21 protein-coding genes are annotated in these 25,531 nt (G+C 67.4%); 12 read left to right on the forward strand and 9 right to left on the reverse strand.

The features are described from left to right. The first annotated feature begins 94 nt into the window (after positions 1-94). The 4 genes from D6850_RS14000 (at position 95) to D6850_RS14015 (ending at position 5,575) form a co-directional block, all read left to right on the forward strand. Positions 95-1,138 (forward strand): alkane 1-monooxygenase, encoded by a 1,044-nt coding sequence (locus tag D6850_RS14000; RefSeq protein WP_245964196.1) that lies wholly within the window; start codon positions 95-97, stop codon positions 1,136-1,138. A 51-nt stretch (positions 1,139-1,189) separates the two neighbouring features. Beyond that, entirely contained in the window at positions 1,190-1,588 is a 399-nt protein-coding gene (locus D6850_RS14005) for a hypothetical protein (protein ID WP_121168052.1), read from the forward strand. Between the two features lie 187 nt (positions 1,589-1,775). Next, positions 1,776-3,830: a hydantoinase/oxoprolinase family protein gene (locus tag D6850_RS14010; protein WP_121168054.1), complete on the forward strand. Its 2,055-nt coding sequence runs from the start codon at positions 1,776-1,778 to the stop codon at positions 3,828-3,830. Next, positions 3,827-5,575 (forward strand): hydantoinase B/oxoprolinase family protein, encoded by a 1,749-nt coding sequence (locus D6850_RS14015; protein WP_121168056.1) that lies wholly within the window; start codon positions 3,827-3,829, stop codon positions 5,573-5,575. The genes D6850_RS14010 and D6850_RS14015 overlap by 4 nt, the downstream gene beginning before the upstream one ends. 13 nt (positions 5,576-5,588) lie before the next feature. Here D6850_RS14015 and D6850_RS14020 read toward each other — a convergent pair whose 3' ends face one another. Next, positions 5,589-5,915 (reverse strand): DUF3775 domain-containing protein, encoded by a 327-nt coding sequence (locus tag D6850_RS14020; RefSeq protein WP_121168058.1) that lies wholly within the window; start codon positions 5,913-5,915, stop codon positions 5,589-5,591. 150 nt (positions 5,916-6,065) lie between these two features. Between D6850_RS14020 and D6850_RS14025 the strand changes: the two genes are divergently transcribed. Next, a complete protein-coding gene (locus D6850_RS14025; protein ID WP_121168060.1) occupies positions 6,066-8,084 on the forward strand; it encodes an NADPH-dependent 2,4-dienoyl-CoA reductase in 2,019 nt (672 codons plus the stop codon). A gap of 5 nt (positions 8,085-8,089) precedes the next feature. On the opposite strand, the gene D6850_RS14030 is transcribed toward D6850_RS14025, so the two are convergent. The 7 genes from D6850_RS14030 to D6850_RS14060 form a co-directional block, all read right to left on the reverse strand. Then, complete coding sequence (locus D6850_RS14030) at positions 8,090-8,785, reverse strand: ABC transporter ATP-binding protein (protein ID WP_121168063.1); 696 nt, start codon at positions 8,783-8,785, stop codon at positions 8,090-8,092. Further along, entirely contained in the window at positions 8,786-9,493 is a 708-nt protein-coding gene (locus D6850_RS14035; protein ID WP_121168065.1) for an ABC transporter ATP-binding protein, read from the reverse strand. Beyond that, positions 9,490-10,434 (reverse strand): branched-chain amino acid ABC transporter permease, encoded by a 945-nt coding sequence (locus D6850_RS14040; protein ID WP_121168067.1) that lies wholly within the window; start codon positions 10,432-10,434, stop codon positions 9,490-9,492. Before D6850_RS14040 ends, D6850_RS14035 begins: the two co-directional genes overlap by 4 nt. Continuing rightward, positions 10,431-11,357, reverse strand: coding sequence for a branched-chain amino acid ABC transporter permease (locus tag D6850_RS14045; RefSeq protein WP_121168069.1), 927 nt, complete (start codon positions 11,355-11,357; stop codon positions 10,431-10,433). The genes D6850_RS14040 and D6850_RS14045 overlap by 4 nt, the downstream gene beginning before the upstream one ends. A gap of 174 nt (positions 11,358-11,531) precedes the next feature. Further along, positions 11,532-14,543: an efflux RND transporter permease subunit gene (locus D6850_RS14050; RefSeq protein WP_121168071.1), complete on the reverse strand. Its 3,012-nt coding sequence runs from the start codon at positions 14,541-14,543 to the stop codon at positions 11,532-11,534. Between the two features lie 7 nt (positions 14,544-14,550). Further along, positions 14,551-15,603, reverse strand: a complete 1,053-nt coding sequence (locus D6850_RS14055; RefSeq protein ID WP_121168073.1) for an efflux RND transporter periplasmic adaptor subunit — start codon at positions 15,601-15,603, stop codon at positions 14,551-14,553. 145 nt (positions 15,604-15,748) lie between these two features. Beyond that, positions 15,749-16,585, reverse strand: coding sequence for a MurR/RpiR family transcriptional regulator (locus tag D6850_RS14060; RefSeq protein WP_121168439.1), 837 nt, complete (start codon positions 16,583-16,585; stop codon positions 15,749-15,751). Positions 16,586-16,764: 179 nt separating this feature from the next. Here D6850_RS14060 and D6850_RS14065 point away from each other — a divergent pair, with 179 nt between their 5' ends. The 7 genes from D6850_RS14065 to D6850_RS14095 all read left to right on the forward strand — a co-directional run bounded on the left by D6850_RS14065 (position 16,765) and on the right by D6850_RS14095 (position 24,613). Next, positions 16,765-17,553 carry an N-formylglutamate amidohydrolase gene (locus D6850_RS14065; RefSeq protein ID WP_121168075.1) on the forward strand — a complete coding sequence of 263 codons (789 nt, stop codon included), beginning with the start codon at positions 16,765-16,767 and terminating at the stop codon, positions 17,551-17,553. Then, positions 17,546-18,142 carry a TRAP transporter small permease subunit gene (locus tag D6850_RS14070; RefSeq protein ID WP_121168077.1) on the forward strand — a complete coding sequence of 199 codons (597 nt, stop codon included), beginning with the start codon at positions 17,546-17,548 and terminating at the stop codon, positions 18,140-18,142. Before D6850_RS14065 ends, D6850_RS14070 begins: the two co-directional genes overlap by 8 nt. After that, a complete protein-coding gene (locus D6850_RS14075) occupies positions 18,142-19,467 on the forward strand; it encodes a TRAP transporter large permease (protein ID WP_121168079.1) in 1,326 nt (441 codons plus the stop codon). Before D6850_RS14070 ends, D6850_RS14075 begins: the two co-directional genes overlap by 1 nt. Before the next feature lie 47 nt (positions 19,468-19,514). Beyond that, the gene (locus D6850_RS14080) at positions 19,515-20,558 is read left to right on the forward strand and encodes a TRAP transporter substrate-binding protein (protein ID WP_121168081.1); all 1,044 of its coding nucleotides are present in this window, start codon (positions 19,515-19,517) and stop codon (positions 20,556-20,558) included. 75 nt (positions 20,559-20,633) lie between these two features. Then, positions 20,634-21,995 (forward strand): glutamine synthetase family protein, encoded by a 1,362-nt coding sequence (locus D6850_RS14085; RefSeq protein ID WP_121168083.1) that lies wholly within the window; start codon positions 20,634-20,636, stop codon positions 21,993-21,995. A 93-nt stretch (positions 21,996-22,088) separates the two neighbouring features. Next, entirely contained in the window at positions 22,089-23,471 is a 1,383-nt protein-coding gene (locus D6850_RS14090; protein WP_121168085.1) for an aldehyde dehydrogenase family protein, read from the forward strand. After that, positions 23,468-24,613: an iron-containing alcohol dehydrogenase gene (locus D6850_RS14095; RefSeq protein ID WP_121168088.1), complete on the forward strand. Its 1,146-nt coding sequence runs from the start codon at positions 23,468-23,470 to the stop codon at positions 24,611-24,613. Before D6850_RS14090 ends, D6850_RS14095 begins: the two co-directional genes overlap by 4 nt. On the opposite strand, the gene D6850_RS14100 is transcribed toward D6850_RS14095, so the two are convergent. Beyond that, on the reverse strand, positions 24,595-25,488 hold the full coding sequence (locus tag D6850_RS14100) for a LysR substrate-binding domain-containing protein (protein WP_121168090.1): 894 nt from the start codon (positions 25,486-25,488) through the stop codon (positions 24,595-24,597). The genes D6850_RS14095 and D6850_RS14100 overlap by 19 nt on opposite strands. Between the last annotated feature and the right edge of the window lie 43 nt (positions 25,489-25,531).

The following is a 25,531-nucleotide window of genomic DNA, read 5'->3' on the forward strand; positions in this document are numbered from 1 at the left end:
GTCCGGGCGCGCGCGACGCCAAAAGCGACGGAAGCGTTGAGACAATCGCCGCATTGCCCGTATCCTGCCGCCAGAGTGCCGCAATCAACGCGTCATGTCACGCGCAGCCAAGGATATGGATATGCCGCTCTTCGCCCTCGCCACGCTGACGCCCGCCGCGCTGATCGCATTCGGCGCGCTCCAGGGCGGCTGGGCGGCGGCGCTGGGGCTGCTCTACATGACGGCGCTGGTCGCCCTGATGGACCGGCTGATCGCCCGCGCGGCGATCAATTCCGACCCCGAGGCGGAGTTTCCGGGCAGCGACGCGCTTCTTGCCGCGCTTGGCGTGGCGCATTTCGCGCTGCTCGCCCTCGTTCTCTGGACTGTCGCGGGCGCAAGCGGCCTTCACGCCCTGCCGCGGGCCGCGATCGGCATCGCGTGCGGACTGGTCTTCGGGCAGATCTCGCACCCGGTCGCGCACGAGTTGATCCACAAGCGCCCCCGCGCGCTGCGCCTGCTGGGGCGGCTGGTCTATACCAGCCTGCTGACCGGCCACCACGCCAGCGCGCATCTGCGGGTGCATCACGTGCATGTCGCCACCGCCAAAGATCCCAACAGCCCCCCGATGGGGACCGGTTTCTACCGATTCGCGCTGTCCGCGGCGCCGGGCAGCTTTCGCGCCGGCCTCGCCGCCGAAAGCGCGATGCTGACGCGCGGAGGCAAGCCGCGGTGGCGGCATCCCTACCTGCTCTATGTCGGCGGCGGCATGGCGATGATTGCCGGGGTCGCCCTGCTGGCCGGATGGCGCGGTCTGATGGTCTACATCGCGCTCTGCCTCTACGCGCAGATGCAGATCCTGCTGTCCGATTACGTCCAGCACTACGGCCTCAGCCGCCGCACCCGAACGGATGGCGCCCCCGAGCCGGTCGGCCCGCAGCATTCCTGGAACGCCCCGCACTGGTTTTCCTCCGCCGTGACGCTGAATGCGCCCCGCCACTCGGATCACCACGTCACCCCCTCACGCGCCTACCCGGCGCTGCAACTCGACGCGGAGCGCATGCCGATGCTGCCCCGCCCGCTTCCCGTCATGGCGGCGGTCGCGCTGGTTCCGCCGCTCTGGCGCCGGATGATGGACGCGCGCGCCCGCCGATGGAACTGACCGCGGGCGATAGCGGTGGCGTCCCGCCCCGCGCTCTGCCAGACTCCGCCCATGAGACACCTGACCCTGATCCCCGCTTTGCTCTGTCTTGCCCTGCCCGCCGCCGCGCAGGACAGCATGAGCGCCGCGGAATTCGACGCCTATACCCGCGGCAAGACGTTCTACTACGGCAGCCTCGGATCCCCTTACGGCGCCGAGGAATATCTTGACGACCGCCGGGTGCGCTGGTCCTTCCTCGACGGGAAATGCCAGGACGGCGTCTGGTATGAGGACGGCCCGCTGATCTGTTTCGTCTACGACGAAAACCCCGACCCGCAATGCTGGAGCTTTAAGCGCGACAGCGGCGGCCTGATCGCCCGGTTCGAAAACGACCCGACCCAATCCGAACTCTACGAGGTCGAGAAAAGCGTCGAACCCCTCCTATGCCTCGGCCCCGACGTCGGCGTCTGAAGCGCCCCCTTCGCTGCATCTTCTTGCCCGAAATATCCCCGCCGGAGGCGCCGCCGACGCCCGCGGCATGGCGCCGATAAACTGATCCGTGCGCCGCAGGCGCTCATCCGGGTCAGCCTCGGCTTTCGTTGACTTTTGCCGGCCTCTCGCCAACTCTCGCCAACAAAGCGGACCGAAGGGGCGGCATGTGAGCGATAACGCGCGGCTGGTGGCCGGGATCGACGTGGGCGGCACGTTCACCGACCTGGTGCAGCTCGACCCCGCCAGCGGGGCGGTGCGCCTGGCCAAGGCGCCGAGCACGCCAGACAACCAGGCTTTCGGCGTGTTGAATGCGCTGGCGGAGGCCGGAAGCGACCTCGCCGCGCTCGACCTCATCGTGCATGGGACGACGACGACGACCAACGCGGTGCTTGAACGCAAGCTGAGCCGCACCGGCCTCATCACCACGGCGGGCTTTCGCGACGTGCTCGAGCTTGGCCGCCGGACCCGCCCGCAACCCTACGGCATGACCGGGCAGTTCACGCCCCTCATCCCGCGCGACCTGCGGCTGGAAGTCGCCGAACGCATGGACGCGCAAGGGGAGGTGGTCACGCCTCTGGACGAGGAGGCCGTGCGCGCCGCCGGGCGCGCGCTGCTGGCGGCAGGGTGCGAATCGCTCGTCGTGCATTTCCTGCACGCCTACGCCAACCCCGCGCATGAACGCCGCGCCGCCGCCCTTCTGCGCGATATCTGGCCGAACGGGCACATCACGATGGGGCACGCGATCCTGTCGGAATCGCGCGAATATGAACGCGGGGTCACGGCGGCGGTCAACGCGGGCGTGCAGCCGATCCTGGCGCGCTATCTCGACCGGCTGACCGCCGAGCTGGCGCAAGGCGGGTACCGACGCGACATGCTGGTGATGAACGGCAACGGCGGCATGGTCTCGGTCCGGCTGGTGGCGCAGGAGGCGGCCAAGACGGTGATGTCCGGCCCCGCCTCGGGCGTGATGGCCGCCGCCTACACCGGCCGCGCGGCGGGGCAGGCGGATCTGATTACCTACGACATGGGCGGCACCTCGACCGACGTGGCGCTGATCCGCGGCGCGGAACCGGCCGTTTCCAACGAGATCGAGATCGAATACGCCATGCCGATCCATGTCCCGATGGTCGACGTGCGCACCGTCGGGGCCGGGGGCGGCTCGATCGCGCGAGTGAACGAGGCCGGGCTGCTCGAGGTCGGGCCCAAGAGCGCGGGCGCCGATCCCGGCCCGATCTGTTATGGCCGCGGCGGCGCGGAGCCGACGATTTCGGACGCCAACCTGCTGCTCGGACGGCTCGACCCGGCTAAACTGGCGATTTCGGGTGGCGTCGCGGTCGATGACGTCGCGGCGATATTCGACGCGAAACTGGCCAAACCGCTGGGGATCGGCGTGTTGGACTCCGCCGAGGCGGTGATCCGCATGGCCAACACCCGCATGGCCGGCGCGATCCGCATGGTGTCGATCTCGCTCGGGGCGGACCCGCGCGATTTCGCGCTCTTCGCTTTCGGCGGGGCCGGGCCGCTGCACGCCGCGGCGCTGGCGCGCGAACTGGGCGTGCCGCGCGTCCTGATACCCTGCCGTCCTGGGATCACCAACGCGCTGGGCTGCGTCATCGCCGATCTGCGGCATGATTTCGTGACCACGATCAACACGCCGCTCGATTGGCTCGATCCCGGCGCGCTTGGCGATGTGTTCGACGCCCAGATCGACCGGGGCGAACGGATGATCGCCAAGGAAAGCATCGAGATCCGCGGCATCCGCCACGTCCACAGCGTCGACATGCAGTTCGTCGGCCAGACCCACCTCTTGCGCGTCCCGCTCACGGCGCCGCATGTCGACGCCGAAACGCTTCAGGCGCTGTTCGAGCGGGCCTATTTCGACCGTTTCCGGGTGAAACTGGATCGAATCCGCGCCAACCTCGTGAACGTCAACACCTCGGTGATCGGTTTGCGCGCGCCGCTCGATCTCAGCGCGCTGATCGACCCCTCCGGGCGCAAGCGGTCGGTCGCCGAGGCGCAGACCGGGACGCGCCCTGTGCGCTTTGACGGAGCGGCTCACGACACGCCGGTTTATTGGCGCGATCACCTGCCGCTCGACGCCGCCCTGAACGGTCCCGCGATCATCGAGCAGATGGACACCACCCTCCTGATCGAACCGGGCGACCGCGCCACGGGGGACGAATTGGGCAATATCAGGGTCGAAATCGGGGGTGCGGGATGAGCCTTGACCCGATCACGCTCTCGGTCATCCAGGCCGGTCTGCAACAGGTCTGCGACGAGATGGATCTTACCTTCTCCCGCGCCGCGTTCTCGCCGGTGATCGCCGAGGCGAATGACCGCTCGGACGGGATCTACGACGCCGCCGACGGCGCGCTGATCGCGCAGGGGGCTGGCGGGCTGCCGGTGTTCGTCGGCACGATGCAATATTCGACCCGGACCCTGATCGAGATGATCGCGGACGGCCGCGCGGCCGCGCCCGCGCCCGGCGACATCTACATCGTCAACGATCCCTATCTCGGCGGCACGCACCTGATGGACGTGCGCTTTGCGCGGCCCTTCTACCGGGGCGGCGAGATCTTCTGCTGGCTCAGCAATACCGGCCATTGGCCCGACACCGGCGGCGCGGTCCCCGGCGGGTTCTCCGCCTCGGCGACCTCGGTCGAACAGGAGGGGCTGCGCCTGCCGCCGGTGCGGCTGTTCAGGCAGGGCGCGCTCGATCCCGAGATATACGCGATCATCTGTTCCAACATCCGCGTCGCCGACCAGCGGATCGGCGACGTGCGCGCGCAGGCCGCCGCGCTCGATCTCGGGGCCGAGCGGCTGGGCCTGCTGCTCGATCGCTACGGCGACGCCGTGGTGCGCGAGGCGATCGACGAGCTGCGCCGCCGCGCCGCCGAGCAGATGCGCGTCTTCATCCGCCAGATTCCCGAGGGGCGGCATGAGAGCGTGGCGTGGATCGACAGCGACGGCGTGGTCGATGAACCGCTCGCGATCAGGCTCTGTATCAGCCGGGAAGGCGATGATCTGACCTTTGACTTCACCGGCAGCGCCCCGCCTTGCCGGGGGCCGATGAACTCGGTCAGGGCGACGACGCTCAGCTCCGTCTACCTCGCGATGCGTCACATTTTTCCCGAAGTTCCGATCAGCGCCGGCGCGTTCGAACCGCTGCGCGTGACCGGCCTTGCCGGCACGTTCCTCGATGCGCAATATCCGCGCCCCGTCTCGGGCTGCGCGGCAGAGGTCAGCCAACGCATCGCGGAGGCTGTTTTCGCCGCGTTAGTGTCTGTTCTGCCCGACCGCGTGACCGCCGCCCCGGCCGGCACCAGCGGCAATTTCGCGCTGGGCGGGCATGACCCGGCGCGTGGGCGGGATTTCGTGATGTACCAGCTTTCGGGCGGCGGCTACGGCGGCCACGCGGGGGGCGACGGGCTGAGCAACGGCTGTTCGACCATCGGCATCTCCAAGGCGCCCCCGGTCGAGATCATGGAACAGGCGTTCCCGGTGCTCTATCACCGCTACGCCCTGCGCGAAGGGTCGGGCGGCGCCGGCGCGCAACGGGGCGGTTTCGGGCTCGATTACGAGGTCGAACTGCGGCGCGGCGCGGCCACGGCGAGCTTCGTGATGGATCACGGGCGCACCGGGCCGCAAGGCGCGCTGGGCGGCGCGGACGGCGCGCTCAACGAGGTGACGGTCTGGCGCGGCGACACGCCCTACATTCCGCTGCACCTGTCCAAGGAACAGGACATCCCGCTGGAACCCGGCGACCGGGTCCGCGTCCGAACGCCCGGCGGCGGCGGTTACGGCGATCCGTTCATGCGGGCACCCGCCCGCGTGGCCGAGGACGTGCGGCTTGGCCGCTATACGGCCGATCAGGCGCGCGCGCTCTTTGGCGTGGTCTGTGATGAAAGCGGAGAGGTCGATCACGCCGCGACCCGCGCCTGCCGGGAACAGCCCCCGCAGGCATGAGGCGCGGCGAGGATCAGCCGCCGCGGATCAGGTCGTCCTCGTCGTCATAGGCCGACAGGCCCAGCGCCTCGAGCCCGTTCTCCAGGTGATCCGACAGGTGCGGCGAGCCGAGCAGGTAATCGGCCGTCGGCGTCGTGGCCTCGTCGCGCGCGGTGCGGATCGCCTCGTCTAGGTCGTCGGCCTCGAAACTCTCACGGCCGATCCACATCACGGCGACGAGGCTGGCCTGTTCTTCTTCGCTCAGCCGGTCGATGAAACCGCGCAGCTCACCCTCGGCGCGGTCGAGCTCTCGCGCCATGAGGACGACCTGCGCGACCTTGTAGGTGCTGATCTCCAACATCCGTCATTCTCCTGTCGCAATCCGCGTGACGTTATGCGGATAGTATGCACCGGACTTTGATCTCACGCAAAGACGCTCTAACGCAGCGTCGCGGGGTGACAAGGGCACGCACGCGCGCCATGCTGCCGCCAAACGCCGAAGGAGGCCGCCATGAGCCGCTACAGCCACCTCTTCTCGCCGCTCGACCTGGGCCATGTCACGCTGAAGAACCGCGTGATCATGGGGTCGATGCATACCGGGCTGGAGGAAACGAAGGACTGGCCGCGCGTCGCCGAGTTCTACGCCGCGCGGGCGCGGGGCGGGGTCGCGCTCATGGTCACGGGCGGCATGGCGCCCAATGCCGAGGGCGGCGTGTTTCCCGGCGCCGCGGGACTGTTCACGGATCAGGACATCGCCAATCACCGGGTCGTGACCGACGCGGTCCATGACGCCGGCGGGCTGATCGCGATGCAGGTGCTGCACGCGGGGCGCTATGCCTACAGCCCCGACTGCGTTGCGCCATCACCGATCAAGTCGCCGATTTCGCCCTTCGCGCCCAGGGAACTGGACGAGGACGGCATCGAAAAGCAGATCGCCGATATCGCGACCGCCTGCGCCCGCGCCCGCGAGGCGGGGTATGACGGGGCCGAGATCATGGGATCCGAGGGATATTTCCTCAACCAGTTCCTGGTCCGGCACACCAACAAGCGGACCGACCGCTGGGGCGGCTCCTACGAGAACCGGATGCGGCTTCCGCTCGAGGTGGTGCGCCGGGCGCGCGCCGAGGTGGGAAGCGATTTCATCCTGATCTACCGGCTGTCGATGATCGACCTCGTGCCGGACGGCTCGACCCATGAAGAGGTCGTGCAGCTTGCCCGCGCGGTCGAGGAGGCGGGCGCGTCGATCATCAACACCGGCATCGGCTGGCACGAGGCGCGGATCCCGACCATCGCCACCTCGGTGCCGCGTGCGGCCTTCGCATGGGTCACGCAGAAGCTCATGGGTAAGGTCGGCGTCCCCATCGTCACCTCGAACCGGATCAACACGCCCGAAGTGGCCGAGAACGTTCTGGCGCAAGGCTGCGCCGACATGGTGTCGATGGCGCGCCCGTTCCTTGCCGATCCCGATTTCGTCGCCAAGGCCGAGGCGGAGCAGGCGCAGTTGATCGCGCCCTGCATCGCCTGCAACCAGGCCTGCCTCGACCACACGTTCTCGGGCAAGATGAGCACCTGCCTGGTCAACCCGCGCGCCTGCCACGAAACCGAGCTGGTGATCGAACCGGCGGCGGAGTCGCGGCGCGTCGCCGTGGTCGGCTCGGGCCCCGCTGGCCTTTCGGCGGCGATCACGGCGGCGGAGCGCGGCCACGCCGTGACGCTCTTTGAGCGGGACGACCGCATCGGCGGGCAGCTCAACATGGCGCGCGTCATCCCCGGCAAGGAAGAGTTCGACGGGCTGGTCGAATGGTACGCCGCGATGCTGGAGGCGACCGGCGTGACGCTGAAGCTGGGCCGCGAGGCGGGCGCGCAGGACCTGGCCGGGTTCGACGACGTGATTATCGCCACCGGCGTTCTGCCGCGCGATCCCGATATCCCCGGCCAGGACGGGCCGAACGTGCTGAGCTATATCGACGTGCTGCGCGGCAAGGCCGAGGTGGGCGAACGCGTCGCCATCGTCGGCGCGGGCGGGATCGGGTTCGACGTGGCCGAATACCTTGTCGAAGCGGGCGAGAGCCCGACCCTGCACCTGCCCGAATGGATGCGCGAATGGGGCGTGACCGACCCTGCCAAGGCGCGCGGCGGCCTCGCCCCCGAGGGGGCGCGCCCCGGCCCGCCCGCAAGGCGCCTCACCCTTCTGCAACGCAAGAACGAACGCCTCGGCAAACGGCTGGGCAAGACGACGGGCTGGATCCACCGCGCGACGCTCAGGATGAAGCAGGTCGAGATGGTCGGCGGCGTCACCTATGAGCGCATCGATGCGGACGGGTTGCACATCACCGTCGACGGTGGCGCGCGGCTGATCGAGGCGGATACCGTCGTTCTCTGCGCCGGACAGGTCACCAATCGCGGCCTTGCCGACGCGCTCGGGACGAGCGGGGCGCGCGTGCATGTGATCGGCGGGGCCGATGTCGCCGCCGAGCTGGACGCGAAGCGGGCCATCGATCAGGGCACGCGGCTTGCGGCGGGGCTGTAGCGCAGTCAGACGCCCACGTAGCGATCCACGATAGCGCGATCGGCCTGCAGCGCGGCGGCGGGCAGGGTCTCTCCGTTGCGGCCGTTCTCGATAAACGCGACGCGGTCCGCGATCGACAGCACCGCATCGATCCGCTGTTCGACCAGCAGCACCGCCACCCCGCGGTCGCGCATTTCGACGATCACCTCGCGGATCGCCTCGATCATCGAGGGCTGCAATCCTTCGGTCGGCTCGTCCAGCAGCAGCACCTTGGGCCGCAGGCAGAGCGCGCGGGCGGTCGCCAGCATCTGCTGTTCGCCCCCCGAAAGCGTCTGCGCCCGCTGGCCCATCCGCTCGCGCAGGCGCGGGAACAGGGCGAGCACCTCGTCCAGCACCTCTGGCGGACTGTTGCGGGTCTGCATGCCGACGGCGAGGTTCTGCGCCACCGTCAGCCCCGGGAACAGCCGCCGCCCCTGCGGGATATAGCCGATCCCGGCGCGAGGAATCATGTGGGCGGGGAGCGCGCCGATATCCGCGCCATCCAGCGTGATCCGCCCCGTCATCAGCAGCAGCAACCCCATGATCGTCTGCATCACCGTCGTCTTGCCCGCGCCGTTGCGGCCCAACAGGCAGAGGATTTCACCGGCGTCGACACGCAGATCGAGGTCGCGCAACACCTGCGCGCGTCCGTATCCCGATCCGACTCCCTGCAATTCCAGCATCTAACCGGTCCCCAGATAGGCGGCCTGCACGGCCTTGTCGGCGCGGATCTCGGCCGGCGCGCCTTCGGCCAGCACCTCGCCGGCATTGAGCACCGTCACCCGGTTGGCAGTTTCCATCACCACGCTCATGTTGTGTTCGATCAGCAGGATCGTCGCGCCGCCGGCGAGGTCACGGATCAGCGACTTGAAGGCGGCGATCTCGCTCTCGGCCAGCCCCTGCGTCGGCTCGTCGAGGATCAGCAGGCGGGGGGCCTGCGCCAGCCCCATCGCGATTTCCAGCAGACGCTGGTGGCCGTAGCTCAGATCGCCCGCAAGCGTGGCGGCGCGGTCAGCGAGTCCGACACGCGCCAGCGCCTCCTGCACGACGGCCTCCACTCCCTCGCCGCGCACCCGCCGCCGCGCGGCGAGCGCGACATTCTCGGCCGCGTCGAGCCGCGCGAAGACCGATGTGATCTGGAACGTGTAGGCCATCCCCAGGTTGATGCGCCTGTGCGCGGGCAGGGCCGTGATGTCCCGCCCGTCGAAATGCACCGTGCCCGAACTTGGCGCGATGCGCCCGCAGATCATGCCGACCAGCGTCGTCTTGCCCGCGCCGTTGGGCCCGATGAGCGCGCGCACCTCGCCGCGTGGCAGGTCGAGGTCGACGCCGCGGACGGCCTGGAGCCCGGCAAAGTGCTTTGACAGTCCCTGCGTGGCGAGCAGCGTCATGGCAGCCACGGCCAGAGCCTGCGGCGCAGTTCTCCGGTCAGTCCCTGCGGCGCGAAGAGCGTCAACAGCACGAGCACCACACCCGCGATCAGCATGTAGGCCGTCGTCACGCCCGAGCTGAGGTCGATCAGGTAGAACATGAACAGCGTGCCGACGAACGGCCCCACCACCACGCCCGCGCCGCCCAGAAGCACCCAGAGCAGCGGAAAGATCGAATACTGCACGCTGGCGAAGGTCGCCCCGACATAGCCGAAAAGCAACCCGTAAACCGCCCCCGCGGCGGCCGAGATCGCCCCCGAAATCACCATCGCGCCCAGCTTGCGCGCGAAGGTGTCGTAACCCAGCATCCGCGTGCGCTCCTCGTTCTCACGGATCGCGATCAGGGTCTTGCCAAAGCGGCTGCGCACCAGCCAGAGGCAGACAGCGAGGCTTACGGCGAACAACGCCAGCGCGGCGAAATAGCGGGACGCCGGATCGCTGAGGTCGACGCCATGCAGCATGCGCGCGGCGCGTGCGATCACGAACCCCTCGTCTCCGTACGTCCATTTTCCGAAATAGAGGATGGCGAGGTATCCCGCCTGCGCGAACATCAGCGTGACGATCATGAACGCCACCCCTGCCGTGCGCAGCGCCAGCAGCCCCAGCAACGCCGAAACCGCCGCCCCCGCCGCCAGCCCCACGATCAGCGCCGGAGCGGGCGACCATCCGAAATGGAGGACGCTCAGCCCCGCGCCATACATGCCGGCGGCGAAGAACAGCGCATGCCCGAGGCTGAGCAGCCCGGTGTAGCCGAAGAGCAGGTTGTACCCGATGGCGAAGCTCGCCAGCACCATGATCCGCGCGAGGTTGCCGTGGTGATAGGCGGGCAGGGCGAATTGCAACGCGAAGAGCAGCACGAGCAGCCCGCCATGCAGGCCGACGACCTTGGCGCGTTCGCTCATGCCTGCCGCGTCCCGAACAGGCCGCCGGGGCGGAACACCAGCACCAGCGCGACCAGCAGCGTCGCGAGGATCTTGGCCAGCGTGGGCGAGAAGAAGACCGAGACGATGCCGTCGCTCAACCCGATCAGGATCGCCGCCACCACCGTGCCGGGCAGGCTGCCCAATCCGCCGATGATGACTACGATGAACGACAGCAGCAGAGGATCGGCCCCCATCAGGTAATGCGCCTGGCTGATCGGCACGATCAGCACCGCCGCCAGCGCCGCCAATCCCGCGCCGATCCCGAAGACGAGCGCGTAGACCCGTTCGACCGGGATGCCGAAGGCGAGCGCCATCTCGCGATCCTGCTGCGTCGCGCGCATCAGCAATCCCGCGCGGGTATGCGTCATGAAGGCCCAGACGCCCAGCAGCACCAGCGCCGCCGCGCCGATCACGGCGAGCTTGTAACTCGTCGTGGCCAGCCCCCAGGGCCAGTACATCTGCAACGCGCCGTCCTTCCATTCCCACCACGGGATCGCGAGGCGGCTGTTGAAGGGCGCCTCTACCGGGCGCGCGTCGGGGCCGTAGCCCATCAGCGTCAGTTGCTGGATGATGTAGAGCAGCCCGATGGTCGCGACGATCGTGCGCTCTGGGTCGTAATCGATCCGCTTGAGGATGGTGACGTCCGCCGCCACCGCGATCGCGCCGACGACCAGCGGCGCGACGATCAGGGCCGCGGCAAAGCCGACCGCGGGGTGCGCGCCCAGCGCCTGGGCGACGAACCATGCGATGACCGCCCCCAGCATGAAGAACTCGCCATGCGCGATGTTGACCACCCGCATCACTCCGAAGACGAGGCTGAGCCCGACCGCGGTCAGCGCCAGCACTGCCGCCGTGACGGAACCCTCGATCGAGGCGAGCAGGATGTAGGGGCCAAGTTCCATGACCGCAACGATTGCCCGCAGAGACGCGGCAGGGCAAGGGAAATGGCTCGGGCGGCAGGCCCGGGCGTTCGGCAATTTGCATTTCCGCCGCGATCCGGGTGGGGTTTCAGCGCCGGCGGCGGGCGCTTCTCGCGCAGGCGACGGGCGCGCGGCGCGCCGGGCGCGGCCGAGAGATCACGCGGCGGAGCGCGAAAACAGGATGTCGTAAAAGACCGGCGCGGCGATCAGCGTCAGGATCGACGCGAAGGCCAGCCCGCCCATGATCGTCACCGCCATCGACACGAAGAACGCATCCCACAACAGCGGCGCCATGCCGAGGATCGTCGTCGCCGCGGCGAGCGTCACGGGCCGCAGCCGTGACGTGCAGGCGGTGACGATGGCCGGGCGCAGCTTCAGCCCCTCGCGGCGCATGATGTCGATCTCCTCGACCAGTACGATCCCGTTCTTGATGAGCATCCCCGACAGGCTGAGCAGTCCCAGCAGCGCGGTGAACGTAAAGGGCAGCCCGGCGCCCAGCAGGCCGATCACCACGCCGCAGACCGACATCGGCACGAGCAGCCAGATGATGAGCGGCTGGCGCAGCGCGTTGAACAGCAGCACCGAAATGAGCACCATCACCAGCAGGCTGAGCGGCAGTTGCCGCCCAAGGCTGGCCTGCGCCTGGGAGGAGTCCTCGAACTCGCCGCCCCAGGCCATCTTGTATCCCAGCGGCAGCGGCATGGACTCGACAGCCTCGCGGATTTCCCCGCGAACCGAGGCGGCGGTCTGATCGGGCGGAATGTCCGCGCCCACGGTCAGCGTCAAGAGTCGGTCGCGGCGATGCACGAGCGTGTTCTGCACCTCGACCTTGAAGCCGTCGGTGACCTGTTCGATCGGCACGAAACTGCCCGCCGAAGACGAATAGACGATCTGATCGCCCAGCCCGACGCTGCTGTCCTCGGACAGGCGCACGATGATCGGGATCAGCCGATCCCCTTCGCGATAGACCCCGCCGTCGATCCCGTCGGTGGCGAAACGCAGCGTCGTCGCCACGTCCTCGCGGGTGATCCCGGCGGTCTGGGCGCGTTCGGTCGCGTAAACCGGTTTGAGCACGATTTCCTGTTCGCGCCAGTCAGTGCGCATGTCGATCACGTTGTCCGAGGCGGCGGCCATCACCTCCATCGCCTGCGCGCCCAGACGGCGCAGCTCTGCCGGATCGCTGCCGGAAAACCGCACCTCGATCGGGTCGCCGCCGCCGGGTCCGAAGACCAGCCGCTTGGTGCGGAATTCCCCCGCCGGAAGCCGGTTGCGCCCGAAGGCGTCGAGCGCGGCGCGCAGCGGCGGGATGTCGTCGAGCGTTTCGGTACGCACGATCATGTGGCCATAGCTCGGGTTCGGTTTCTCGGCCGAATAGGTAAGCAGGAACCGCGTCGCGCCCTGCCCGACGAACGTGGCGACCGACACCACGTCGTCGCGCTGGGCGAGCCAGTCCTCGATCACCGCCATGTCGGCGGCGGTGCGTTCGATCCCGGCGCCCTGGGGCAGCTTGTAATGCACGTAGAACAGCGGCGTGTTCGAGTTGGGAAAGAACTGCTGCTTCAACTGCCCGAACCCGACAAAGCTGGCCGCGGTGACGGCCACCAGCGCCGCCACCACCAGCCAGCGCGCCCGGAGCGCGCCGCGCAACGCGCTTGCGTAGGCGCGGAACATCCAGCCGCCATAGGCGTCGTCGCCGTCGCCCGCGCCCTGGCGGAAGAAGTAATGGCCCAGAAGCGGCGTCACCGTCAGCGCCAGCCCCCATGACAGCAGCAGCGAAATGCCGATCACCGCAAAGAGCGAGAACAGGAATTCGCCCGTCGCATCCGGGCTGAGGCCGATCCCGGCGAAGGCCATGATGCCGATCACCGTCGCGCCCAGCAGCGGGATCTGCGTCTTTCCCGCGACCTCGTCTATCGCATCGCGCGAGGATTTTCCGCGCAGCATGGCGATCTGCATCCCCTCGGCGACGACGATGGCGTTGTCCACCAGCATCCCCATCGCGATCACCAGCGCGCCCAGCGATATGCGCTCCATCTCGATCGAGAAGATCGCCATGAAGAAGAGCGTGCCGACCACCGTGAGAAGCAGCGTCGACCCGACCACCACCGCCGCGCGCCAGCCCATGAACAGCGCGAGCACCAGCACCACGATACCGACCGACATGGCGAGGTTGAGAAGGAAGTCGCTCGACGCCTTGGCGACGACGACATGCTGCTGGTAGATCGGGTGCAGCGTGACGCCGAACGGAATTTCGTCGTCCAGTTGGGCAAGCTTCGCATCGACCCGGTTGCCGACATCGACGATGTTCTCGGACTTGAGCCCGGCGACGCCGATGGTGAACGCCTCCGCGCCGTTGAACCGCACCATCAACTCCGGGTCGTCCTGCCGCCCGCGGCTGACCTCGGCCACATCGACAAGGTTGATGATCTCACCGCCGACGCCGATGGCCAGGCCGGCGATTTCGTTCACCGTGTCGGTGCCGTCGGGCGCCTGGATCATCGTGTCCCCGACCGAGCCCGCCGGCACCACCGAATCGGCGGAGGCGATCGCGCCGACGATGGCCTCGGGCGCGATGCCCTGGTTGGCGGACATGCCGAGGTCGGGCTCCACGAAGACCGCCTCGGGGGCCAGCCCCTCGACGTCGACGTCGGCCACGCCTTTCACCGTCAGCAATTCGCGCCGCAGGAAGGTGGCGAGTTCGTAGCGTTCGGCGTCGCTGAAGCCTGGCGCCGTGACCGCGTAGAAGATGCCGAAGACGTCGCCGAAGCTGTCGTTGACAAAGGGCACGGAGACGCCCTGGGGCAGGCGCCGGGCCGCGTCGCGGATGCGCGCGCGCAGCTTGGTCCAGATGGCGGGCAGTTCGGCGCCGCGCACGGTCGATTTGATCTCGACCTCGATCAGCGACATGCCGGGCCGGTTGACCGAGGTGATCTTGTCCACCTCGCCCATCTTCTGGATCGCGGATTCCAGCGGCTCGCTCACCTCGCGGGCGACCTGTTCGGCCGACGCGCCGGGATACTGCGTCGAGATGACCGCCGCCTTGATGGTAAACGCCGGATCTTCGAGCCGCCCGAGATTGGCGAACCCCCAAAGACCGCCGAAGATGCAGCCGAGGATCAGCAGCCATGTCAGCAGCGGTTTCTCGATGGAGGCGCGGGCGATGGACATGGGCGGCTCAGTTCGGGAAGCCGGTGAATCGGCGCACAGTCATGCCATCTTCAAGCATGCTGACCCCGGCCGCGACGATTTCGTCGCCCGCCGCCACGTCGCCCTCGATGCTGAGGCGGCCATCGATACCTGCGCTGACCTTGACCGGAATGCGGCTCAGCGTGCCGGTATCCTCCGCGCCGGGCGTGAATTTCAGCACCGATGTCGCCCCGTCCGCCGCCGTCGCGATGGCCGAGGCCGGCGCGTACAGCTCCGCGTCGCCCTGCCTGATCCGCGCCGTGATGGTCACGGACGAGCCGGGCAGCACCCGCAGCCCGTCGGGCGGGGGCATGCCGAAGGTCAGCCGGAACGTCTGCCCGATGGCCGAGGTCTCTGCGTTGAATTCGCGTATCTCGACGGGGTAGGCGCGGTCGCTGACAGGGAAGGTTGCGGTGATGCTGACATCCGGGTCTTCCCCGACGCGCTGAAAGAGGATCTCGGGCACGTCGATCTCGATGCGCAACTCGGACATGTCGTGCAGCCGCACGATGGGCTTGCCCGCCGTGACAGTTGTGTAGTTGGCGACCTCGCGCGCGGCGACAAGCGCGTCGAACGGCGCATGCAGCGTCGCATGTTCGAGCGCGTATTCGGCGTTGGCGACGGCGATCCGCGCGAGCCCGGCCTCGGTGGCCGCGTCCTCGCGGCGGACCTCGCTGGCCGAGGCGTCGCTCAACCGGTTCAGCCGCGCGACCGTGCGGTCGGCCTGTTCCTGGCGCAGGCGCGCCTGGTCGAGCGCGAGTTCGAACGTCTGCATGTCGAGCTTCGCGATCAGCCCGCCCTCGGGGACGGTCTGGCCCTCGAGCACCGGGAACTCCACGATTTGCCCGGCCACCTGGAAGGCGAGGTCGACGGTCTGGCGCGCCACGACGTGACCGAAGAACTCCCGCTCGACCCTTTTGTCCCCGGCGCCGAGCGTCATCAGCTTGACCGGCTTGGCCGCTTCCTGCGCCGTCTGGGCGGTCAGGGGCGCCGCACAGGCCAGCGCGGCGATAAGAAGGGCGGGCCGGGTCCATCGGATCATGGTGCGTTCCTGTGCATGGCGGCGGATCGTGACGCGCGGGGCAGAGTCTAAAATGCCTTGACCGTGGAGGAAAATACAACCCGCTTTCGCGTCGCCGCGTCAGATGTCGGCGCCGCGACGTCGCGTCACCGGCGCTGCGCATGGCCTACTTTCCGAACAGGCGGGCCGCGTCGAATATCTCGTCCAGGCGTTCGTAGCGGTCCCGGGTCTCGGGCCAGTCGCGTTCCTGCACGGCGGCGATCAGCGTCTCGAGCAGCATCATGGTGGCGATGTTGCTGTCCCAGGCCGAGGGAACCTCGACCCAGCAATGAAAGGTGTGGCCGGCGACGGCGGCGACCGGGCTGGCCCACTGGTCGGTGACGAGGATCACCAGCACGCCCCGCGCCGTGGCGAGTTCGGCCAGCCGCAACAGGTTCTTTTCGTACCGGCGCACGTCGAACATCAAGAGCACGTCGCCCGCCTCCATGTCGAGCACGTAATGCGGCCACGTCGCCGAGGACGAGGTCATGTGCGTGATCCGCCGGCGCACCGCCTGGAAATGGGTGAAGGCGTAATCGGCCAGCGCCCGCGTGATGCGCCCGCCCACCACGTAAAGCCGCCGCTCGGTATCGGCGAGCGCGTCCGCCGCCGCGTCGAACGCGGCCAGGTCGATATTGGCGAGCGTCTGTTGCATGTTCTGCCCGATCGCCCCCGCGAAACGGTTGAGCATGTGGGATTCGGGCGCCTCGGCGGCCCAGTTGGCGCGGCGCTGGGTGGGGCCGGACACCGTGGCCTCCAGCTCCTTCAGCAGCGCCTGGTGGAACTGCGGAAAGCCCTTGAAGCCCAGCTTCTGCACCATGCGCGCCACCGTGGGCGTCGAGACGCCCGCGTTCGCCGCGACGATGGTGATCGAGGCGAGCCCCGCGGCCGGGTAGTTGTCCAGCAGCGCGGTGGCGAACTTGCGCTCCGACTGCGTCAGCGTCGGGAACGCCTTGCGCAGCATTTCGCGCACGGAGGCGGCGGACGCCGCCTTGGGGGAACTGGCCTGGGTCACGGGGCTTGCACCGCCTCTCGCGTCCGGTTGCAGGGGGCGGGCAAGGGCTCTGCGCCGCCGGTTCTGAAATTAAATTGACAGGTATCGGGCAATATGGAAAGATTTTTTCAGACACGCGTGGGGGCAGCATGACAATCGAGGATCGGAAAAGCGCAGTCGAGATACTGGGCGACGCCGGCGCGGATGCCGGTCCGGCGCTGATCCTCTGCGAACACGCCTCGCATCGCATTCCCGCGCGCTATCACGATCTCGGCCTCGCGCCGCAGCACGCCGAGAGCCACGCGGCCTGGGATCCTGGCGCGCGGGCGCTGGGCCTGCACCTGGCCGCCGCGCTCGCTTCGCCGATGGTCGCGAGCACGGTGTCGCGGCTGGTCTATGACTGCAACCGCCCGCCCGAGGCGGCCTCGGCCATGCCCGAAAAGAGCGAACTGATCGAGGTGCCGGGCAACCGCGGCCTGTCGCCCGATGACCGCGCCGAGCGTGTCCACAGCGTCTATGCGCCCTTCTGCGAGGCGGTGACCGCACAGATCGCCGCGCGGCAGCAACGCGGCCATTCCACGGCGCTGATCACGGTTCACAGCTTTGCCCCCGTCTATTTCGGCAAGCAGCGCGCGGTCGAGATCGGCATCCTGCACGACACGGACAAGCGGCTGGCTGACGCGATGCTGGCGCTTGCGCCGAAGCTGCCGCATCGCAAGATCGAGCGGAACGAACCCTACGGCCCGGCGGACGGCGTCACCCATTCCCTGCAGATCCACGGCATCGCGCAGCGCCTGCCCAACGTGATGATCGAGGTCCGCAACGACCTGTTGCGAACCCCCGAGGACATCGCGCGGATCGGCGATGAGCTGCTCACGATGATCGGGCCGGCGCTGGTTCACCTCGGCCTGCAATCGCAGGGGGCCGCGCATGCCTAGGGCGATCCTCGCCTATATCCGCGGGATCGATGCGATGAACCGGTTCATCGGCCGGATCGTGATGTATCTGGTCTTCGTGATGATCGGCGTGCTGATGTGGTCGACCAGTTCCAAGGTCCTGATGACCCCGGCCAACTGGACGCTGGAGACCGCGCAGTTCCTGCTGGTCGCCTATTTCGTCCTCGGCGGGCCCTATTCGATCCAGATGGGCTCGAACGTGCGGATGGACCTGTTCTACGGAGACTGGACGCCGCGGACCAAGGCATGGGTGGATGCGTTCACCGTGATCTTCCTGATCTTCTATCTGGCCATCCTGTTCTATGGCGGGCTGTCGTCGCTGGCCTATTCGCTGGGGTATTTCGGCAAGGCGCCGCTGGATTTCTTCGGCGCGTTGATCTGGACCTTCGTCACCCAGGGGCAGGATGCAGCGCAGGAAACGCTGGGCTTTCTCGAGCGCAGCCCGACCGCGTGGCGGCCGCTGATGTGGCCGATCAAGCTGATCACCTGTCTCGGCGTGTTCCTGATGATCCTGCAAATGCTGGCCGAGTTCTTCCGCGATATCGGTCGCCTCAGGGGGGTGATCGACTGATGTCCTATGACATGATCGCACTCACGATGTTCAGCACGATGATGCTGATGCTGATGACCGGCCAGCGGGTGTTCGGCGCCATCGGTTTCGTCGCCACCGCCGCCGGGCTGATGCTGTGGGGCGTGGGGGGCGAGGATATTCCCTTCACCGCGGCGATGAAGCTGATGAAATGGTATCCGCTGCTGACGCTGCCGATGTTCATCTTCATGGGTTACGTGATGTCGGAATCGCGCATCGCCGACGACCTGTACCGGATGTTCCACGTCTGGATGGGGCCCGTGCGCGGCGGCCTCGCGATCGGGACCATCGCGCTGATGGTGCTGATCTCGGCGATGAACGGTCTTTCGGTCGCGGGCATGGCGATCGGCGCCACCATCGCCCTGCCCGAACTGCTGCGCCGCGGCTATGACAAGATCATGGTGACCGGGGTGATCCAGGCGGGGTCGTCTCTGGGCATCCTCGTGCCGCCCTCGGTGGTGCTGGTGCTCTACGCAATGATCGCGCGACAGCCGGTCGGGCAACTCTGGTTGGCGGGGGTGTTTCCGGGGCTGATGATGGCGGGGCTCTTCGCCCTCTACATTTATCTGCGCTGCCTCGTGCAGCCCGGCCTCGGTCCGGCGATGGACCGCGAGGAGCGCGAAGCGATCACCATGGCGGAAAAGCTGCGCCTCCTGCGCGCCGGCATCCTGCCGATCGTCATCTTCCTCGTGATGATGGTGCCCTTCGTCAAGGGCTGGACCTCGCTGGTCGAAAGCTCGGCGGTCGGCGCCTCGGCGTCGTTCCTCGCAGCCGTCATCAAGGGCCGGATGACGCGCGAGGTGTTCGAAACCTCGGTGCGCCAGACGCTCGGGATCAGCTGCATGTTCATGTGGATCATCCTGGCCGCCATGGCCTTTGGCGCGATCTTCGACGGGCTCGGCGCGGTGAAGTCGATCGAGAATCTCTTTACCGAGAAGCTGGGCCTCAGCCCCTGGATGATCCTGATCCTGATGCAGCTCAGCTTCATCGTCATGGGCACGTTCCTCGACGATACCGCGATGCTGGTGATCGTCGCGCCGCTTTACGTGCCGCTGGTGGGTGAACTGGGCTTCGATCTGATATGGTATGGCGTGCTCTACACCATCACGACGCAGATCGCCTACATGACCCCGCCCTTCGGCTACAACCTGTTCCTCATGCGCGCCATGGCCCCGCCCGAGATCAGCATGCGCGACATCTACCGCTCGATCATTCCGTTCGTGCTGGTGATGGTCCTGGCGCTCGCGATCGTGATGATCTTCCCGCAGATCGCGCTGTGGTTGCCGGAATACATCTACGGAAAATAACAAGAAGAGCGCCGCCAAGGCCCGATCAATCCAAAAGGAGAGAGAAAATGACCACAAGACGCAAGTTCCTGACGACCGCCGCACTGGGCGCCGCCGCCACGCCGCTGGCCGCGCCCGCGATCGCGCAATCGACGATCAAGTGGCGCATGCAGACCTATGCCGGCGCCGCCCTTGCGGCGCATGTGGCCAAGCCCGCCATCGACATGTTCAACAAGATCGCCGGCGACCGGATGCAGATCGAGCTGTTCAACGCGGATGAGATCGTGCCCACGGGCGAGCTGTTCCGCGCGATGCAGAGCGGCACCATCGACGCCGTGCAGTCGGATGACGACTCGATGGCCTCGCCGACCCAGGTGGCGGCCTTCGGCGGCTATTTCCCGCTGGCTCTGCGCTACAGCCTCGACGTGCCGGTGCTGTTCCACCGCTACGGGCTCGACGAGATCTGGAAAGAGGAATACGCCAAGGTCGGCGTGCAGCATGTCAGCGCCGGCTCCTGGGACCCGTGCAACTTCGCGACCAAGGAACCGGTGAACAGCCTGGCCGACCTCAACGGCAAGCGGATCTTCACCTTCCCGACCGCCGGGCGCTTCCTGTCGCAGTTCGGCGTGGTGCCCGTCACCCTGCCCTGGGAGGATATCGAGGTCGCGCTGCAAACCGGCGAGCTTGACGGCGTCGCCTGGTCCGGCATCACCGAGGACTACACCGTCGGCTGGGCCGACGTGACCAACTACTTCGTGACCAACCCGATCTCGGGGGCCTGGATCGGCCACTTCTTCGCCAACCAGGAGCGTTGGAACGAACTGCCCGAAGATTTGCAAACGCTCTTCAAGGTCTGCTGCGACCAGTCCCACTACTATCGTCAGTACTGGTACTGGGGCGGAGAGGCCTATCTGCGGGTCAATGGCGACAAGATGAAGCTGAGCTCGATCCCCGACAGCGAATGGGCGCAGGTCGAGGCCGCAGCCGAGAAGTTCTGGGACGAGATCGCCTCGGAATCCGAGACCAAGGCCAAGGTCGTCAAGATCTTCAAGACCTACAACGCCGACATGCGCCGGGCCGGACCTCCGTATCGCTACGGCGATCAGACCTGAACCCGGTTTCCCCCAAACCCCGGAAGGCCCCGCAAAGGGGCCTTCCTTCGACTTTCATGACAGGATGCGACAAAGATGACTGGAACGCTGAGCTTTGCCGATCTCGAGAAACAGGTGAAGGCCGGCGCCGTCGACACGGTGCTGGTCTGTCTCGTGGACATGCAGGGCCGACTGCTGGGAAAACGGTTTCACGCCGCGCATTTCATTGACGGCGCCTACGAGGAAACCCATTGCTGCAACTACCTGCTGGCCACCGACCTCGAGATGGACACGCCCGATGGCTACGCCAGCACGAGCTGGCAGGCGGGCTATGGCGATTACGTGATGAAGCCGGACCTTTCGACGCTGCGCCCTGTTCCCTGGCTCGAAGGCACCGCGATGGTGCTTTGCGACGTCCAGGATCACCATACGCATGCGGATGTGCCGCACTCGCCGCGCGCCATGCTGAAGGCGCAGCTAAAGCGCCTGGACGAGATGGGCTACACCGCGATGATGGCGACCGAACTCGAGTTTTTCCTGTTCGAGAAAAGCTACGACGAGATCCGCAAATCCGGCTTCCGCGACCTCGCGCCCATCTCGGGCTACAACGAGGATTACCACATCTTCCAGACCACCAAGGAAGAGCACGTCATGCGCCCCGTGCGCAATCACCTCTACGCCGCGGGCCTGCCCATCGAGTGCACCAAGGGCGAGGCGGAGACCGGGCAGGCGGAGCTGAACATCAAATATGCCGCCGCGCTCGACACGGCGGATTACCACACCATCGCCAAGCACGCGATCAAGGAGATCTCCTGGCAGCATGGCCACGCCGCGTCCTTTCTGCCGAAGTGGCACCATGAGCGCGTCGGCAGCTCAAGCCATGTGCATCAGTCGCTGTGGAAGGATGGCGAAAACGCCTTTTTCGATGCGGACGCCGACCTGGGCATGTCGCAGACGATGAAGCACTACATGGCCGGGTTGCTGAAATACGCGCCGGACTACACGTATTTCTTCGCGCCCTATATCAACAGCTACAAGCGGTTCCAGAAGGGCAGCTTCGCGCCCACGCGCATCATCTGGTCGGTGGACAACCGCACCGCCGGGTTCCGGCTGTGCGGCGAAGGCACCAAGGCGGTGCGCGTCGAGAACCGCGTCGGCGGATCGGACATCAACCCCTATCTCGCGATGGCCGCGCAGCTTGCCGCAGGGATCGCGGGGATCGAGGAGAAGCTCGAGCTTGCCGCGCCGTTCAAGGGCGACGCCTATAGCGGCGACGAGGGGCATATTCCGGGCACGCTGCGCGACGCGCGCGACACGCTCAAGGGCTCCGGGATGCTGCGCGCCGCGCTGGGCGACGACGTGGTCGATCACTACGTGCGCGCCGCAGAGGTCGAGATCGAGGATTTCGAACGCGTCGTGACGGATCACGAGATCGCCCGCGGGTTCGAACGGGCCTGACCGGCGGCCCCCGCGGATGGGCGGGCGCCTCCGGCGGGGATATTTGAGCAAGAAGAAGAATGGGGCCGCGCCATGGCCTCGGGAGATGTGCCAATGACGACGGAACTGAAATGTATCTCGCCGATCGACGGGTCGGTTTTCGCCACGCGCGAAACGCTGTCCGAGGCGGACGCGCGCAAGGCGGCCGAACGGGCCCGCGCGGCGCAGGCCGACTGGGCGGCGCGGCAGTTGAAGGAGCGGATCGAACTGGTGATGGCGGGCGTCGCCGCGGTGGGCGCCATGAACGACGAGATCGTGCCGGAACTGGCGCGGATGATGGGCCGCCCGGTGCGCTACGGCGGCGAATTCGGCGGCTTCAATGAGCGCGCCAGCCACATGGCCGAGATCGCCGAGGACGCGCTTGCCGACATAGAGGTGGGCGAGGACGAGACCTTTCTGCGCTACATCAGGCGGCTGCCGCATGGCGTCGTCTTCGTCGTGGCGCCCTGGAACTATCCCTACATGACCGCGATCAACACCGTCGCGCCCGCGCTGATCGCGGGCAATACCGTGCTGCTCAAGCACGCGACGCAAACGCTGCTGGTGGGCGAGCGGATGGCGCGGGCCTTCCACTCTGCGGGCGTGCCCGAGGACGTGTTCCAGAACGTGTTCCTCGATCACGACACCACCTCGGCGTTGATCGGCGACCGCGCCTTCGATTTCGTGAACTTCACCGGCTCGGTCGGCGGCGGGCGGCAGATGGAGCGGGCGGCGGCGGGCACCTTCACGCCGGTGAGCACCGAGCTTGGCGGCAAGGATCCGGGCTATGTCATGGAGGACGCGGACCTTGACGCGGCGGTCGAGACGCTGATTGACGGGGCGATGTTCAACGCCGGCCAATGCTGCTGCGGGATCGAGCGGATCTACGTCCACGAAAGCCTCTTCGACGCCTTCGTCGAGAAGGCGGTCGGGATCGTGAACGGCTACACGCTCGGCGATCCGCTGGACCCCGAGACGACCCTTGGCCCGATGGCGCATGCGCGTTTCGCCGAAGAGGTGCGCGCCCAGGTCGAAGAAGCGGTGGCGGCCGGCGCGACCGCGCATATCGAACGGTCCAAGGCCGACGATGGCGGCGCCTACCTGTCGCCGCAGATCCTCACCAATGTCACGCATGACATGCGGGTGATGCGCGACGAGAGCTTTGGCCCCGTGGTCGGCATCATGGCGGTCAAGAACGACGACGAGGCGGTGCGCCTGATGAACGACAGCGAATTCGGCCTGACGGCGAGCCTCTGGACCGCCGATATCGAACGCGCGCAGGCCGTGGGCGACCGGATCGAGACGGGCACCGTCTTCATGAACCGGGCCGATTACCTCGATCCCGGCCTCTGCTGGACAGGCTGCAAGAACACCGGACGCGGCGGCGGGCTGTCGATCATCGGATACCAGAACCTCACGCGCCCGAAATCCTACCATCTCAAGAAGGTGACGAAATGACCCCGACAGCCAACTGGTCCTACCCGACCGCGATCAAGTTCGGCCCCGGCCGCATTTCCGAACTGCCCGCCGCCTGTGCGCAGACCGGCATGACGCGCCCCTTGCTCGTAACCGACAAGGGGCTTGCCGACCTGCCGATCACCGCGCGGGCGCTCGACGTACTCGAGCAGGCGGGCTTCGGGCGCGCGATCTTCTCCGAGGTCGACCCCAACCCGAATGAAAGAAACCTCGAGGCCGGCGTCGCGATGTATAAATCCGGCGGCCATGACGGGGTGATCGCGTTCGGCGGCGGCTCGGGGCTCGACCTCGGCAAGATGGTCGCCTTCATGTGCGGGCAGACGCGGCCCGTCTGGGATTTCGAGGATATCGGCGACTGGTGGACGCGCGCCGACGCCGACGCAATCGCCCCCATCGTCGCCGTGCCGACCACCGCAGGGACCGGGTCCGAGGTGGGGCGCGCCAGCGTCATCACCAATTCGGCGACCCATGTGAAGAAGATCATCTTTCACCCCAAGGTGCTGCCCGAGGTGGTGATCTGCGACCCCGAGCTGACGGTCGGAATGCCGAAATTCATCACCGCCGGCACGGGGCTGGACGCCTTCGCGCATTGCGTCGAGGCCTACAGCAGCCCGCATTACCACCCGATGAGCCAGGGCATGGCGCTCGAGGGGATGCGGCTCGTCAAGGATTACCTGCCGCGCGCCTACGCGGACGGCAGCGATCTGGAGGCGCGCGCGCACATGATGAGCGCGGCGCTGATGGGCGCGACCGCCTTTCAGAAGGGGCTGGGCGCGATCCACGCGATGAGCCACCCCGTCGGCGCCGTGTTCCACACCCATCACGGCACCACGAACGCGGTCTGCATGCCCGCCGTTCTCGACCTCAACGCGCCGGTGATCGCCGAGCGGTTCCGCATCGCCGCCGCCTATCTCGATATCTCCGGCGGGTATGAGGGTTTCCGCGCCTTCGTGCAGGAATTCAACGATTCATTGGGCATTCCCCGCTCGCTGCGCGATCTCGGGGTCGATCCCGCGCGGCTGGACGAGCTGATTCCCGAAGCGTTGAAGGACCCGAGCTGCGGCGGCAACCCGGTGCCGCTCACCGCCGAGAACCTGCGCGCGGCTTACGAGGCGAGCCTCTGATCCGCAGCGTCGGATTTGGACAAAAGCCAGCGGCGCACCTTGTCTGCCGCGCCGCCGTCGCGTCGGCGGCGTGGTGACAACAGGTAAAAATACTGCGCCCCGCTCAGCGTTGCCTGCGTGACCTGCACCAGATGCCCGGCGGCGAGGTCGCGCGCGGCGAGAAAGCGCGCGACCAGCGCGACGCCCTGCCCCGAAAGGGCCGCATCGAGGGCAAGCGCCGACTGGCTCAGCCGCAGACCGCGCTCGCAGCGGTCCTCGACCTGCAACAGCCTGAGATAGTCGGGCCAATGATCGTGCGCATCGTGCAGCTTGGGCAGACCGGCCAGCACGTCGGGCGCCAGCGGCAGGGGGCGCCCCGCGATCAGAGCGGGTGCGGCGACCGGGATAATTTCCTGTCGAAACAGGCGCTTGGCCTCCAGTGATGCGCCGAAGGGCGGCTGCCCCTGCCGAATGGCGAGGTCGATTCCGTCGCTGTGAAAGCTCGAAACACGCTCGGTCGCCATGATCCGCAGGTCGATTTCGGGGTGTGCGGCGGCGAAATCCGGCAGGTTCGGGATCAACCATTTGGCGGCGAAGGTGGGGGTCACGCTTACCACGACCTTGTCCGGTTCGGGGCGCAGCACCGCGGTCGCGTCGCGCAGATCGTCGAAGGCCGCCGCGACGCGGGCGTGATAGGCGCGCCCGGCGGAGGTAAAGGCCAACCCCTTGGGCAGACGGTCGAACAGCGGGATGCCCAGTTGCGCCTCGAGCGCGCGCACATGCTGCGCGACGGCCCCCTGGGTCACGCCGAGCGTTTCGGCGGCGACGCGGAAGTTCAGATGTCGCCCGGCGACGTCGAAAGCGCGCAGGGCGTTCAGGGGCGGAAGCGGGGCCATCTGGCGATAGTATATCTATTGTCAGATGCGATCAATTCTGGCG

Source organism: Roseovarius spongiae (assembly GCF_003651245.1).
Lineage (GTDB): Bacteria > Pseudomonadota > Alphaproteobacteria > Rhodobacterales > Rhodobacteraceae > Roseovarius > Roseovarius spongiae.